General features: G+C 70.8%; 15 protein-coding genes. 12 read left to right on the forward strand and 3 right to left on the reverse strand.

Annotation, left to right across the window (positions count from 1 at the left end; all coding sequences use genetic code 11):
- The first annotated feature begins 33 nt into the window (after window positions 1–33).
- The 4 genes from D7193_RS24430 to D7193_RS24445 all read left to right on the forward strand — a co-directional run bounded on the left by D7193_RS24430 (window position 34) and on the right by D7193_RS24445 (window position 3,728).
- Window positions 34–300: a helix-turn-helix domain-containing protein gene (locus tag D7193_RS24430; protein WP_120781857.1), complete on the forward strand. Its 267-nt coding sequence runs from the start codon at window positions 34–36 to the stop codon at window positions 298–300.
- A gap of 161 nt (window positions 301–461) precedes the next feature.
- Entirely contained in the window at window positions 462–1,433 is a 972-nt protein-coding gene (locus D7193_RS24435; protein WP_120781858.1) for a LysR family transcriptional regulator, read from the forward strand.
- Between the two features lie 150 nt (window positions 1,434–1,583).
- Window positions 1,584–2,189, forward strand: coding sequence for a DedA family protein (locus D7193_RS24440; protein WP_120781859.1), 606 nt, complete (start codon window positions 1,584–1,586; stop codon window positions 2,187–2,189).
- 108 nt (window positions 2,190–2,297) lie between these two features.
- Window positions 2,298–3,728, forward strand: a complete 1,431-nt coding sequence (locus D7193_RS24445) for an MFS transporter (protein WP_206611961.1) — start codon at window positions 2,298–2,300, stop codon at window positions 3,726–3,728.
- Window positions 3,729–3,804: 76 nt separating this feature from the next.
- Here the strand turns inward: D7193_RS24445 and D7193_RS24450 are convergent, their stop codons facing one another.
- Complete coding sequence (locus tag D7193_RS24450; protein WP_120781860.1) at window positions 3,805–4,404, reverse strand: TetR/AcrR family transcriptional regulator; 600 nt, start codon at window positions 4,402–4,404, stop codon at window positions 3,805–3,807.
- A gap of 77 nt (window positions 4,405–4,481) precedes the next feature.
- Here D7193_RS24450 and D7193_RS24455 point away from each other — a divergent pair, with 77 nt between their 5' ends.
- The 5 genes from D7193_RS24455 (at window position 4,482) to D7193_RS24475 (ending at window position 8,282) form a co-directional block, all read left to right on the forward strand.
- Window positions 4,482–5,324: an alpha/beta hydrolase family protein gene (locus tag D7193_RS24455; protein ID WP_120781861.1), complete on the forward strand. Its 843-nt coding sequence runs from the start codon at window positions 4,482–4,484 to the stop codon at window positions 5,322–5,324.
- On the forward strand, window positions 5,321–6,508 hold the full coding sequence (locus D7193_RS24460) for a YbfB/YjiJ family MFS transporter (RefSeq protein WP_206611962.1): 1,188 nt from the start codon (window positions 5,321–5,323) through the stop codon (window positions 6,506–6,508). Before D7193_RS24455 ends, D7193_RS24460 begins: the two co-directional genes overlap by 4 nt.
- 83 nt (window positions 6,509–6,591) lie before the next feature.
- Window positions 6,592–7,539 (forward strand): fructosamine kinase family protein, encoded by a 948-nt coding sequence (locus D7193_RS24465; protein WP_241563371.1) that lies wholly within the window; start codon window positions 6,592–6,594, stop codon window positions 7,537–7,539.
- Between the two features lie 21 nt (window positions 7,540–7,560).
- The gene (locus tag D7193_RS24470) at window positions 7,561–7,980 is read left to right on the forward strand and encodes a hypothetical protein (RefSeq protein WP_147434439.1); all 420 of its coding nucleotides are present in this window, start codon (window positions 7,561–7,563) and stop codon (window positions 7,978–7,980) included.
- Window positions 7,977–8,282 (forward strand): winged helix-turn-helix domain-containing protein, encoded by a 306-nt coding sequence (locus tag D7193_RS24475; protein WP_206611963.1) that lies wholly within the window; start codon window positions 7,977–7,979, stop codon window positions 8,280–8,282. The genes D7193_RS24470 and D7193_RS24475 overlap by 4 nt, the downstream gene beginning before the upstream one ends.
- Here D7193_RS24475 and D7193_RS24480 read toward each other — a convergent pair.
- A complete protein-coding gene (locus D7193_RS24480; RefSeq protein ID WP_120781864.1) occupies window positions 8,279–9,223 on the reverse strand; it encodes an acyltransferase domain-containing protein in 945 nt (314 codons plus the stop codon). The two genes, D7193_RS24475 and D7193_RS24480, sit on opposite strands and share 4 nt — an antisense overlap.
- A gap of 130 nt (window positions 9,224–9,353) precedes the next feature.
- Between D7193_RS24480 and D7193_RS24485 the strand changes: the two genes are divergently transcribed.
- From D7193_RS24485 to D7193_RS24495, 3 genes are all read left to right on the forward strand, one after another.
- Window positions 9,354–9,887, forward strand: a complete 534-nt coding sequence (locus D7193_RS24485; RefSeq protein ID WP_120781865.1) for a PadR family transcriptional regulator — start codon at window positions 9,354–9,356, stop codon at window positions 9,885–9,887.
- Window positions 9,871–10,506 (forward strand): GyrI-like domain-containing protein, encoded by a 636-nt coding sequence (locus D7193_RS24490; protein ID WP_120781866.1) that lies wholly within the window; start codon window positions 9,871–9,873, stop codon window positions 10,504–10,506. The genes D7193_RS24485 and D7193_RS24490 overlap by 17 nt, the downstream gene beginning before the upstream one ends.
- A gap of 252 nt (window positions 10,507–10,758) precedes the next feature.
- On the forward strand, window positions 10,759–12,648 hold the full coding sequence (locus D7193_RS24495) for a CocE/NonD family hydrolase (RefSeq protein WP_120781867.1): 1,890 nt from the start codon (window positions 10,759–10,761) through the stop codon (window positions 12,646–12,648).
- 171 nt (window positions 12,649–12,819) lie between these two features.
- Here D7193_RS24495 and D7193_RS24500 read toward each other — a convergent pair whose 3' ends face one another.
- The gene (locus D7193_RS24500) at window positions 12,820–13,698 is read right to left on the reverse strand and encodes an ABC transporter ATP-binding protein (protein WP_120781868.1); all 879 of its coding nucleotides are present in this window, start codon (window positions 13,696–13,698) and stop codon (window positions 12,820–12,822) included.
- Window positions 13,699–13,707 lie beyond the last annotated feature (9 nt).

Here is a 13,707-nt window from a genome sequence, read left to right on the forward strand (position 1 = left end):
GGATGGGTGCTGCTCCGGGGGTATCCTGCTGGCATGGTTCGCCAACCACTCACCGCCGAACAGATCGCGGCGGGCCAGCGCCTCGGAGTCGCCCTCCGGGCCGCGCGGGCCGGCCGCAGCCTCGTCGAGGTGGCCCTGGCGGCCGGCATCTCCCCCGAGACGCTGCGCAAGATCGAAGCGGGCCGCCTGCCCGCACCGGCGTTCGGCACCGTGGTCTGCCTCAGCCAGGCCCTCGACGTCCCCCTCAGCGACCTGGCCGACGTCTGGCTGGCCGACATGCGCGTCCACCAGGCGTCCTAGCGACCGGCGCGTCATCACCCGGCGCAGCACTGCCGGCCGACATCGGACACGAGTCCCTCGCGACAACCGTTGTTTGTGTCCCCGAACCCTCATCCGCAGGACGAACCGACCGGCTCCTGCGGGGGGCCACAACGGTCAGTTGTACGGCCTAGGCTGTGCCGATGGATACCGAGGCGGTGCGGTCGTTCGTCCGGGCGGCCGAGGTGGGGCAGCTGCAGCACGCGGCCGACGAGCTGGGCGTCACACAGCAGGCGGTCTCGAAGCGGATCGCCGCCCTGGAGCGCGAGCTGGGCGTCCGCCTGTTCACCCGTACCGCCCGAGGGGTCGAGCTGACACTCGACGGTCAGGCCTTCCTCCCGCACGCACGGACCGTCGTGACGGGTGTCGACCGCGCCGTCAACGCCGTCCGGCCCGGCTCGCGGGCCCTTCGGATCGACGTACTGGGCCTACGGAGCGCGCAGGCCGTCGTTCTGCACGACTACTGGCGATCGCACCCCGAAACCGACCTCGACGTCGTGACCCTCAGGGTCAACGACCCCCATGTGGCGGCCGTCGCCGTCCAGACGGGCGAGATCGACGCCTCGTTCCGCACCGTCACCGATGCGGCCACGCTGCCGCACGACGTACAGATGATCCACGCCTTCGACTCTCCGCTGGAACTCCTCGTCGGCCCCAGGCATCCGCTCGCCTCCGCCCGGACGCTCACCCCACCCCAGCTGCGCGACCGTCGGATCTGGGTGCCGGGGATCGCGCCCCGGAGCGAATGGGCCGAGTTCTACGACGAGCTCGCCACCGCCTTCGACCTGCGCATCGACGCGGCGGGCCCGAACTTCGGCAACGAGGTTCTCCTCGACGCCCTCGCGGACTCCACCGACGTGGCCACCCTCGTCGGCGCGCGCGACCGGTACATCTGGCCGACGAGCCACGACCTGCGCCGCATCCCGATCGTGAACCCGACGCTCGCCTACCCGCTCTCCCTCATGTTGCCCAGGACGAACCCGCACCCGGGACTCCACGCGATCATCAACCACCTCGCGAGCCTCGCACCGCTGCCCGAGAGGGCCTGGCTCCCGTCCTGGGCCACGACACGACGCCGCAGCGACGACGACACCGTGCGCACCCACCGCCCCTGACGCTGGTGTGCGCGCCGCGCGGCATGCTGCTTTCGGCAGCGGGAACAGGCTGAGTGTGTCCGCCGTGCGCGAGCCCCACCGCCGCACCAGGCTGCCCGGCGCCCGTCCGCCGTCCGGCGCCGTGCCGGCTCCCACCGAGCCGGCACGGCGGTGAACGTCGTCGACTTCCTCACCAACCTGGTGGCGCACTACGGCTACCTGGGCCTCGCCCTGTTGGTGGGGGTGGAGAGCTTCGGCGTCCCCGCTCCGGGCGAGACGGCGATCGTCCTCGGCGCCGGGTACGCCGCCCAGGGCCGACTGGCCATCGTCGGGGTCGCGGTGACGGCGTTCCTCGCCGCGGTGATCGGCGACAGCATCGCCTTCCTGATCGGTCGCACCGGCGGGCGGCGGCTCATCCTGCGCTACGGCCGGCACGTGCGCCTGACTCCGCAGCGGTTCGCGCGGCTGGAGGCGGTGATGACCCGCCACGGTCCGAAGCTCGTCGCGGGCGCCCGGTTCGTCGAGGGCCTGCGGCAGTTCAACGGGCTCATCGCCGGGGCCAGCGGCATGCCGTGGCGACTGTTCGTCCTCTACAACGCCCTCGGCGCCGCGGTCTGGGTCGGCGTGTGGGCCACTATCGGCTACCTCGCCGGGAACCACATCCAGGCCATCGTGGCGGACGTGCACCGCCTCCAGTGGTTCGTGGTCGCCGCCGCGGCCTGTGCCGTGTTCGCCTACGTGGGGTGGCGGTTGGCGCGACGCCGACGGCGTCGCTGAGGTGCGTTTCGTCCACGCATGACCGGGAATGCGCGCCCTCTCGGAGGTGACGGCCGTCCGCCATGATCGCTCGCCGCGGTCGGCTCACGGGCCAGGAGGGCGTACGAGATGAGCGACGACGCCGGTCCGGACGGCGCGACACCGGCCGACGACGGCGAGACGGCGACGCCCGCCCCGGGCGCGGTGACGGTCGTCCGCCTCGGCGATCTCCGGCGTACGGTCGCGGCGACCGCGGTCGGCAACATGATCGAGTGGTTCGACTTCGGGGTGTACAGCTTCACCGCCGTGACGATCGGGCGGGTGTTCTTTCCCGAGGCCAGCGGGTCAGCGCAGCTCCTCTCGTCGTTCGCGACCTTCGCCGCGGCCTTCATCGTCCGCCCCCTGGGCGGCATCTTCTTCGGCCCGCTGAGCGACCGCATCGGTCGCAAGCGGGTCCTCGTGCTGACCGTGATCACGATGGCGTTCGGTACGTTCGCCGTCGGGCTGCTGCCCGGATTCGCCCAGATCGGCGTGTGGGCCCCGATACTGCTCCTGCTGGCCCGACTCGTCCAGGGCTTCTCCACGGGCGGCGAGTACGGCTCGGCGATGACGTTCATCACCGAGCACTCGCCTGACCGCCGACGCGGCTTCGTGGCCAGCTGGCTCGAGTTCGGCACGCTGACCGGCTTCGTGCTGGGTGCCTCGCTGGTGACCGTCTTGACCTCGGTGCTGTCCCGCGCCGACCTCGACTCCTGGGGTTGGCGTATCCCGTTCCTCGTCGCCGGCCCGCTCGGTCTCGTCGGCCTGTACCTGCGCCTGCGGCTGGCCGAGACGCCGGCCTTCGAACACCTGGAGAGCCGGGCGCCGGCGCGCTCCACCGGGCTGCGCAAGGAGGTGGGCGACCTCGTGCGCCACCAGCGCCGCCCGCTGCTGGTCTGCCTCGGCCTCGTCCTCGTGCTGAACGTGCCCAGCTACATGCTCACCGCGTACCTGCCCAGCTATCTGTCGGCGCAGCTCGGTTTCTCCCAGAACACGTCACTGATCGTGGTGGTGGTCGTTCTGGTGATCCTCATGGTGCTGCTCCAGTTCGCGGGGCGCCTGTCCGACCGCATCGGGCGCCGGCCCGTCATGATGACCGGTTGCGTCCTGCTCTTCGTCCTCTCCGTGCCGGCCTTCTTGATCATTCAGCAGCGTACGGTGGTTGCCGTCTTCTTCGGCACGCTGCTCGTCGGCCTCATGTACCTCTGCTTCGACAGCACCGAGCCAGGCACGCTGCCGACCCTGTTCCCGACCCGGGTTCGGGCCGGCGCGCTGTCCATCACGTACAACATTTCGACCTCGCTGTTCGGCGGCACGACGCCTCTGGTCGCCGCGGCGCTGGTCGACAGCACCCACAGCCTCATCGCTCCGGGTTTCATGCTGGTCGCGGCCGGGCTGATCGGCGGCATCGCGGTGTACTTCGCGCCGGAGACCGCCCGCCAACCCATGCCGGCCGCGCCGCCGGTGGTCGCGACCGAGCAGGAGGCGGCCGCGATCCGGCACGGCTCACCCGCGTCCTGACCGGTTCACGCGGGACGGCCGTCCGACGATCCGCGCTCACGGCGCCGAGGTCTTCACCCGCAGCGCCTGGTCCCTCTTACCTGTCGGTGCGACGTCTGGTCGCGTGGTGAAGAAGGGCGAGGGCCGCGTCCCGGGCGTCGTTCGCGGTGCCCGGGCCTTCCCGGTGGTCGGCGACCACGATCGCGCCCTCCAGAAGCAGGAGGAGCTGCCGTCCCAGAGCGGCGGGATTCGCCGCTCCGGCTCGAGTGGCGATCGCGGTGAGCAGGTCCAGGTGGCGCCCGAGATGGCGGGCCGCGATGGTGCTGGCCGGGGCGGTGTGGTGTTGGGTGGCGGCGTTGACGATCGCGCAGCCGCGGAAGCCGGGTTCGTCGAACCAGACGCCGATGGCGTCGAATACCGCGGCGAGCTGGGCCGCCGGCTCGTCGCCCGCGTCTTCGGCGGCTCGGGCCAGCCAGCGCGTGACGCGGTCGCTGCGGGCTTCCAGGACGGCGCGGACGAGCCCGTCCTTGGACCCGAAGTGGCGGTACAGCGTCTCCTTGGAGATGCCCGCCTCGGCGCACAACTCCGCGATGCCCACGCCATCGAGCCCGCGCGCGTAGAGGATGCCCTCCGCGGTGCGAAGGACCGCCGCGCGGGTGCGGTCAGGGTCCAGGCTGCTGCCTTTGGGAACGGGCACGAATAGATGGTACCAGTCGGTTCGATCTTCTGTTAGCGTCCTGATCGAACCGGTCGGTTCTATCTAAGGAGTACGCTGTGCCGGACCCCCTCGTCACCGATCCCATCCCTGGGCAGCCTGCCGCGCGCACCGTGCCCGTCACCATCCCGAGCGCGGGCGCAACGCTGCTGGGCGTCCTGCACCTGCCGCCGGGCCCCGGCCCGCACCCCGTCGTCGTCCTGCTGCACGGCTTCCCCGGACACGAGCGGAACTTCGACCTCGCGCAGGCGTTGCGTCGGGCGGGCTACGCGGCGCTGGTGTTCCACTACCGCGGCTCGTGGGGGGTCGACGGCTCCTGGTCCTGGGCACACGTGCTGGAGGACTCCGCTCGCGTGGTCGCCCACCTGCGCGAGCCGGAGACAGCCACCGTCCACGCTCTCGACCCGCGCCGGCTGGCCGTCATCGGTCACAGCGCGGGCGGTTTCGCCGCGTTGATGACCGCGGCCGCCGACCCCGGCGTGGCCGCAGCCGGTTCGGTGGCCGGGTTCGACTTCGGGACGGCCGCGGCCGCCTGCCGGAGCGACCCGGCCGTGCGAGCTGCCTACCTCGAAGACTGGGCGGGCGAACTGCTCCCCCTCCGCGGCACCAGCGCGGGGGCGCTGGTCACCGAGATGGAGGCGGCAGGGGACTCGTGGAGCCTCGCTCGTCTCGCGCCGCGGCTGGCCACCCGGCCCGTGCTGCTGATCGGCACCGACCGTGACACCGTCACCCCCGCCGGCGTCCACCACGAGCCACTGGTGGACGCCTACCTCGCCCACCCGGTGCCCGGCCTCGAACACCACGTCTTCCACACCGACCACGCCCTGTCCGACCACCGGGTCGCCCTCGCCCGCACGGTCATCGCCTTCCTCGACAGGCACCTGAAGGACAGCCCCCGGTGAACCTGACCCCCACGGCGGGCTCGCTCCCCCGGCAAGCTCCCGACTATCGGTGGAGCGCCGCACGGCTGGCACTCGGAACCGCGTCGGCCCTGGGGATCTCCCGCTTCGCCTACGGCCTGCTCCTCCCGGCCATGCGAACCGATCTGCACTGGAGCCTCGCCCAAGCCGGTGCGCTGACCACCGCCAACAGCCTCGGATACCTTCTGGGAGCCGTGCTCGCGGGCATCGCGGCGCGGCGACGGGGGCCGACGGCCACCTTCCGCCTCGGCATGGTGCTCACCGCCCTGGCCCTGGCCGCCACCGCGGTGAGCGGCGCTTACCTGGCGCTGCTCACCGCACGCGCGGCCGCCGGCATCGGTGGCGCCCTGGTCTTCGTCGCGGGAGGCGTGATCGCGTCGCGCAGCGCCGCCGCCGTACGCTCACCCGCTCCGATCACGATCTACTTCGCCGGGGCCGGGCTGGGCATCGCCATCAGCGGCGCATCGCTTCCAGGCATGATGGCGTACGCCCCGCACGACTGGCCGATGGCCTGGCTCGGCCTGGCCGCCTTCGCCCTCCTGGCCACCGTCGCCAGTTGGACCGCCGCACGCGTCGACGGACCCGAGCTCCGGTCGGCCACGGGTCGACGCCGGATACGGCCGCTGTGGCGCACCGCCGTTGCCTACCTGCTCTTCGCAGGCGGATACATCGCCTACGTCACCTTCCTGTCCGCCGCCCTGGCTCAGGAACACACGCCCGTGTGGCAGATCAGCACGCTGTGGACCGTCCTGGGAATCAGCGCCGTCGCCGCACCGCGCGTGTGGGACCCCCTGATGGGCAGATGGCCACCGGCCCGCGTCCTCACCACCCTGCTGGCTCTCCTCGCCGCCGCGAGCGCCCTTCCCCTCGTCAGTTCGTCACACGCCGTCCTCGCCGTCTCGGTCCTGACCTACGGCGCCACCTTCATGACTGTTCCGGCCGCCGTCACCGCGACCATCCGCGGCGCAACGCCTCCCGAGGACTGGACACCCACCCTTTCCGCCTTCACCACGGTCTTCGCCGCCGGCCAGACCATCGGCCCCTGGGCGGCCGGGGCCATCGCCGACCGCACCTCGGCCGCCGCCACGCTGGCCTGGACCGCTGCCCTGTGTGCCTCCGCCGCACTCGTCGCGGCGTACCCACGACGAGCGGATCGGCGCATCTGAACCCGAGCCCGTGGTCCGGCTCCTCGCATCCGCTGCCCACGTAGGATCTTGCGCACGTGCACCCGGACAGGGAGGAGCCTGTCGTGGCGCTCTCCGCACCGTTCCTCCAGGAGCGTCTGCTCCGAGCCGGGATGCCCGATGTCGTCGCGGTCGAGCCGGCGACGGGTGGCCTCGCGGCGCTCGCGGGCATAGCGGCCCGTCGGGACGCACCGCCGGTGTTCGTCAAGGCCTTCGCCGACGCGCCGGCCGACGATGTCTTCGTCGCGGAGGCCGAGGGGCTGGCCGCCCTGCGTGAGCTCGGCGGCGTGGCGACCCCCGACGTGATCCTCGCGGACCGGGACCTGCTCGTGCTGTCGGTGCTGCGACCGAGGCCGCGCGACGAGACCTTCTGGGAGCAGCTCGCGCACGCGCTCGCCCGCCTGCACCTGGGCACGACCCATCCCCGTTTCGGGTGGCACCGCGACAACTGGCTGGGTCGCCGCAGGCAGATCAACACGTGGGACGACGACGGCTTCGCTTTCTTCGCACAGCACCGGCTGCTTCGGTGGCTCGGGGAACCGCGCGTCGACGCGGCACTCGACCGCGAAGACCGTGCCGCGCTGGAGCGGCTGTGTCACCGGCTGGCGGATTTGCTGCCGAACCGGCCGGCATGCCTCACGCACGGCGACCTGTGGACGCAGAACCTCCTGGCAACGCCGGACGGGCAGCCGGCGCTGATCGACCCGGCGGTGTCCTACATGTGGGCGGAGGTCGACCTCGCCCACGTGTGGTCCACCTCGCCCCCGCCCGAGGCGCAACGGTTCTTCGAGGTCTATGCGGAGCTGACCTCCCTCGACCGCGACTGGCGGGCTCGCATGCCGATCGTCCAACTGCGACAGCACCTCGCCGTGCTGGCCCAGTTCGACGACGACTGGGGCGCGGGCGAGCAGATCCGCGCCACCCTCGCCCCGTTCCGCACACGCGCCCGACCAGAGGCCCCGGGTCCGAACCCGGCCGATCCCACTCGCGCGACAGTACTTGAACGGGAGTGAAGTAAGTGCCACCATGAGCCCGTGACGGATCCTTCAGGCATCGATCCGCGGAGGGCACTGAGCGAGATCCACCGCGTCGAAACACGTGTGCGACGTGACCGCTGGTGGCCCGTCGCCGCGGCCCTGATCATGGCGGTCTTCACGGCCGCGTTCTACACGGGTCTCAAGGCGTTCCCGGAGACCGTCGACGATTTCGTGCTGCCCGGTGTGCTGCTGGTGATGGCCCTCCTGGGCCTCATCGCGTTCCGTCGGCGCGTGGTCGACCGCGGCGACACCCGCCGGGAAGAACTGACCGTCTGGGCCAGCGTCGGGCTGGCCCTGGTGACCATCCTCCTGAACCGATTCGTGCTACCGGACGGTCTCACGCCATGGGTCGTGCTGGTCGGCCTGCTCCCCGCAGCGCCGTTCCTGCTACTGGCATGGCGGATCACGCGCCGATGACCAACAGCCACGTCCATCCCCGACACCAACTCGATGAGGTGATCCACGCGCCGGTGCGCCTCTCGGTGATGGCGGCGCTGGCCGGCGCCGAGCGCATCACCTTCGGCTTCCTGCGGGACACGGTCGAGGTCAGCGACTCGCTCCTGTCCAAACACATCGCCACCCTCGATGCCGCCGGATACATCACCGTGGTCAAGGGTTACGAGGGGAAACGACCACGCACCTGGTTCTCCCTCACCGAGCAGGGGCGGGCCGCCTTCCAGCGCTACCGCGAGACGCTGCAGCTACTCATCGGCGACTAGATCGGGAAGCGGCCGCGGCGGATCTGCCAGTGGCGGCCCGCCTTGAGGTGATCGACGATCGCACGCTGGAGCACGGTGCGGCGCGGCAGCTGGTCGAGCGGCGTGGTGAGGGTGCGGAACACGAACCGCAGCACCTCGACGTCGGCGTCCAGCCCTTCCGGCTCCTCGTAGGGCTCCAGCTCGAACATCCGCTGGAACCGGACGATGTTGGAGTCCTCGGGCAGGTATTCCAGCAGTTGCGGGTCGAGCAGCCACGAGCCGCAGGAGAACGCCGTGTAGTGCTCGTCGGGAAAGTGGCGAGGGAAGAACGCGCGGGCCTCGTGGAGCGACGCCGCGACCGCCTCCGGGGTCATCGGCCCGGACTCGGGGATGTGCAGGTCGATGGTGCTGTCGCCGCGCTGGTGCTGCAACCGGCCCAGCTCGTAGATGCCACCGCGCACGTGCAGCGTCAGCCAGGCCTGCATGACCGGCCAGCCCTCGCGCCGCATCCGCCGGTCGATCGCGAGGTTGCGGCCCAGGTCCGCGAGCGTCGCCCAGGACACGGCATCGTCGATGCCGTGGTCGCGGTGGTACGCCCTGACGACGTCGACCAGCGCCAGGTACGCGTAGACGTAGAGATGTCGCCAGGCGAGCCCCCGTTCGCGCGGCAGCTCCGGACCGGGCGGCAGCCAGCCGTGGCCTCCCAGGTCGGCGCGGACCAGGGCGATCGAGCGGTCGAGCAGCCAGCGCAGCTCCGGAGTCCAGAGAGGAGAGTCGGGGTCGGGCCAGCCCGCCATGATCTCGGCCGCGTCGTCCGCCCGCACCGCGAGCCGGTCGAGGATCGCGGGCGCGTCGGCCTTGTCGGGCAGCGGAGCCGACGGCCGGTCGCCGGCGAGCCGGTGAACGCGGTGGACGTCCTCGACGGGCACCCCGAGCCGGGCGGCAATGTCGTCCAGATCCACGCGACGACCCTACCGGCCGCCCGGCGACCGGCACCGCCCCTACCGCCCGGGCGCATCCCGCCACGCGACCCGGTCCGCGACCGAGGCTCGCCACCGATCATGGACACCTATTCTAGTGCTAGAATACGGCGTGGAGCTGACTCCCGCCGAGCTGACCGTGCTGGGCCTCGTCATCGAACGCCCGCAGCACGGCTACGACCTCGAGCAGGTGATCGAGCAACGCGGGATCCGGCAGTGGACCGACATCGGGTTCTCCTCGATCTACTACCTGCTCACCAAGCTGGAGAAACGCGGCCTGCTCCACGTCCCGGAGGCTCCCACCGCCGCGAAATCGCGCCGCGTCTTCCACGCCACCACCGCCGGCCGCGAGGTCGCGGCACGCACCGCCCTCGACCTCGTCGCCGAGCCACGGCCGATCGCGCAACCGCTGCTGGTCGGCCTCGCCAACCTGCCCCTACTCTCGGAGCGGCAATACACGCGGGCGCTGCGCACCCGCCTGACGCAGATCGAAACCCGGATCGCCGCGATCCAGGCGGCGCGACGGGCACAGCCTCCCCTCACGCCGGCGGCACGTGAGGTGTTCTCGTACTCATTGAGCCTCTTGCAAGCGGAAAAGCGGTGGCTCGCCGCCCGAGCCCAGGTGCCCGATGACGAGCAGGACTGACTTCAAGAAGACCCTCGACGCCTACCAGGCACGGCAGGGCCGGTTCCGGGTCGTGGACGTGCCCGACATGCGATACCTCATGATCGACGGCCACGGCGACCCCAACACCTCGTCCGCCTTCAGCGAGGCGGTCGAAGCGCTCTACCCGGTGGCGTACAAACTGAAGTTCGCGAGCAAGCGAGACCTCGGGCGCGACTATGTCGTGCCGCCCCTGGAAGGCCTGTGGTGGGCCGAGGACATGGCTGCCTTCACGGTGGCACGCGACAAGTCGCGGTGGGACTGGACGCTGATGCTCATGGTCCCGGACTGGATCGACCAGACCATGGTCAGCACCGCTGTCGAGCAGACCCGGGCCAGGAACCGGCCGGCCCGTCTGGACGAGGTCCGTCTGGAGACGCTGTCCGAGGGGCGGTGCGTGCAGACGCTGCACGTCGGTTCCTTCGACGACGAAGCGAACGTGCTCGCGCACCTGCACCACGAGGTCATCCCCGGCCACGGGTTTCGCATGGTCGGCACGCACCACGAGATCTACCTCAGCGACTTCCGCAGGGTCGCGCCCGCGAAGCACCGGACCATCCTCCGACAGCCGGTCACCATCGAAGGCGCACCCGGCGTTTAGGAGCACCCGGGGCCGCCGCCGTTGCTCCTCGCTCCACCCCGACACCGGAGGTCACGCGCTCCGAAGGGCACTGCTGCTGTCCGTCAGTGCAGGCGACGGACAGCGCTGGCCCCTCAGCAGATGTCTATGCGCCACGCAGCGGACTTCGTGCATCTGCCTGATGACGATCAATCGGCCCTTTCGTAGCGTGCGGTGATGGTCGCGCCGGCGTCTCAGGAGAGCGTTGCCGCAGGCCGGAGGAGGAGGGCAGGCATGAGATCGATCATTCCGGTCGGGGCAGTGGTGGCGATGCTGGCCGTGACGACACCGGCGGTCGCCGCCGAGCGGGTCGACGCGCCGACGGTCACCGTGGCGGACGGCGTGACCCAGCCGGTGTTCGGATACGCCGATGCGATCCGCGAGCGGGTCTGGATCGACACCGAGGCCGACAGCGACCGGGACGGCGTCAAGGACGTCATCCGTGTCGACCTCATCCGGCCGGCCGCCACCGAGCACGGCCTGAAGGCCCCCGTCATCATCGACAACAGCCCGTACTACACGACCCTGGGGCGCGGCAACGAGTCCGAACTCAAGGCGGACACCGATGGTGACGGACTCCTGGACCGCTGGCCGCTGTTCTACGACAACTACTTCGTGCCTCGCGGCTACGCGGTCGCGCTCGTCGACATGGTCGGCACGGCCGGCTCCACCGGCTGCCCGACGATCCAGGGTGCGAACGAGAACGCCACCGGGCCGCTGGTGGTCGACTGGCTCAACGGCCGGCGGGACGCGCACGACGCCAACGGCGATCCGGTGGTGGTCGACTGGCACAACGGCAAGTCGGGGATGATCGGAAAGTCGTACGACGGGGCCCTGGCCATGGCCGCCGCGGTGTCCGGCGTGGAGGGCCTGTCCACCGTCGTGCCCATCTCTGGCCCTTACAACTACTACGACTACACCCGGGGCAACGGCATCGTCACGCGTGGAAACAACTACCTCGGGTCTCTCGCCCGGACCATCACGGCTGACGATCCGGCCCGTCAATCCAGGTGCGCGCCGGTCTGGAACGAGATCGCGGCCGACGACGGCGACGAGCACGGCGACTACACGCCGTTCTGGTACGAGCGGAACTACCTCGACGACGCCGCGAAGATCAAGGCCAGCGTGTTCCTCGTGCACGGCATCCAGGACGACAACGTCCGAGCCGACCACTTCAGCAAGTTCTGGCAGGCGCTGAAGACGTACGACGTCCCGCGCAAGCTGTGGGTCGGCCGCGTCGGACACATCGATCCGTTCGACTTCCGCCGGGACGTGTGGGTCGACACGCTGCACCGCTGGTTCGACTACTGGCTCCAGGGCATCGACAACGGGATCACGGGCGAGCCGAAGGTCGATGTGGAACCGTCCGTCGGCGTCTGGGAGCAGCACGCGGACTGGCCGATCCCCGGCACGGGGAACGTCAACATCTGGCTGCGTCCCGGGGCCGACAGCGCAGGCGGGCTCGCGCTCACCCCGGCCACGGCCGCCCCGACGACCCGGTCGTTCGTCGACAACCCGAGCCAGACCGAAGCCACGATGATCAACAATCCGGACCAGGCGAACGGGAACCGCCTGGCCTTCCTGTCGGCGCCGCTGACCGAGGACCTGCGCATCTCCGGTACCCCCGTGGTCAACCTCGTGGCGTCGTCCAGTCTCGATCAGGCCTACTTCGGCGCCATCCTCGTCGAGTACGGGCCGAGCACGCAGAACAACCGGTCCGGCGACGGTGTGCTCCAGACGACGCTGCCCGAGGAGTGCTACGGCGAGTCGAGCCCATCCGACGACGGGTGCTACCGGCCCGTCGCGTACCGGCCGACGAACGTCACGCAGTGGCGGGTGACCAAGGGGATCCGCGACGGCCAGAACCGCGATTCGGTCGCGGCCCCGGAGCCCATGACGCCCGGCCAGATGTACGACATCAGCATCCCGTTGCTGCCGGAGGACTACGTCTTCTCCGCCGGCAACCGGATCGGCGTCATCATCGTCGGCAGCTACCGCAGCTACTCGGCCGAAACGCTCACCTCGCGCCCGACGGTCACCGTCGACACGAAGGTCAGCCACCTCTCACTGCCGGTGTCCGGGGGTCAGCAGGCCGCTCGCCGAGCGGGAATCCCGCTTCGCTGACGGTCCGCTGACACGACAGGCCATCGGGTCCTCGCCCGGCCCGGCCGGGCCGGGCGAGGACCCTTCCGTGCAGGCTAATGCTCAGTGACGCAGGAGCCAGTCGGCGATGTCGGAGACCACGGCCGGATCGACGTGCCGCAGCCGACCACGAGCGCAGGCTCCGGCCGGTGGTTACCCGACGGCCGTCGAGGAGTGTCGCTGCATCAGGGCGAGGTACCCGTCCTCCAGGGTCGGCGCGACGGACGTCGCATCAGGGCTCGGACGTGCCGGGCTGATGACGCGGAACTGGGTGCCGGTTTCGCGGGCCACCGCCGACACGACGACGCCCTCGATGGGTGGCGCCCCGGCGCTGCTCATCTGCCAGGTGGTTCCCTCGGCGGCCCGGGTCAAGTCGGCCACTGAGCCGCTGTAGATGACCTGGCCGGCGGCGAGCACCGCCGTCTCGTGGCAGGTCTGTGCGACGTCCTCCACGATGTGGGTGCTGAGCAGCACGGTCCGTTGCCCGGCGAGCCCGGCCAGCAGGGTCCGGAACCGGATACGTTCCTCCGGGTCGAGGCCGGCGGTCGGTTCGTCGACGATCAGCAGGGCCGGGTCGCCGAGCAGGGCCTGGGCGATGCCCACGCGGCGGCGCTGGCCGCCGGAAAAGCCCTTCATCCGGCGGCCGGCGACGCCGGTCAACCCCACCACGTCGAGGAGTTCCTCGACCTGCCGCCGGCGGGCCGCAGAGTCGTCCAGGCCTTTGAGCAGGGCCACGTAGTCGAGGAACTCACGGGGTGACAGGTCCGGGTAGAGCCCCAGATCCTGGGGTACGTAGCCGAGCCGGCGTTGGACCTGACGCCGCCCGGATCGGGTCGTCAGGTCGTATCCGCCGATGCGCACCTGCCCTGCTCCGGGGGCGATGACACCGGCCATGATCCGCATCAGGGTGGTCTTGCCGGCACCGTTGCCGCCGAGCAGGCCGTACATTCCGCCCCGGACGGTCAGGTCGACGCCGCGTAGGGCGGTGACCCGGCCGAACGAGCGACGCAGTCCCGTGATCGCGATGTCCATTCGCATACC

The organism is Micromonospora costi (genome assembly GCF_003626655.1).
Taxonomy (GTDB): Bacteria; Actinomycetota; Actinomycetes; order Mycobacteriales; family Micromonosporaceae; genus Micromonospora; species Micromonospora costi.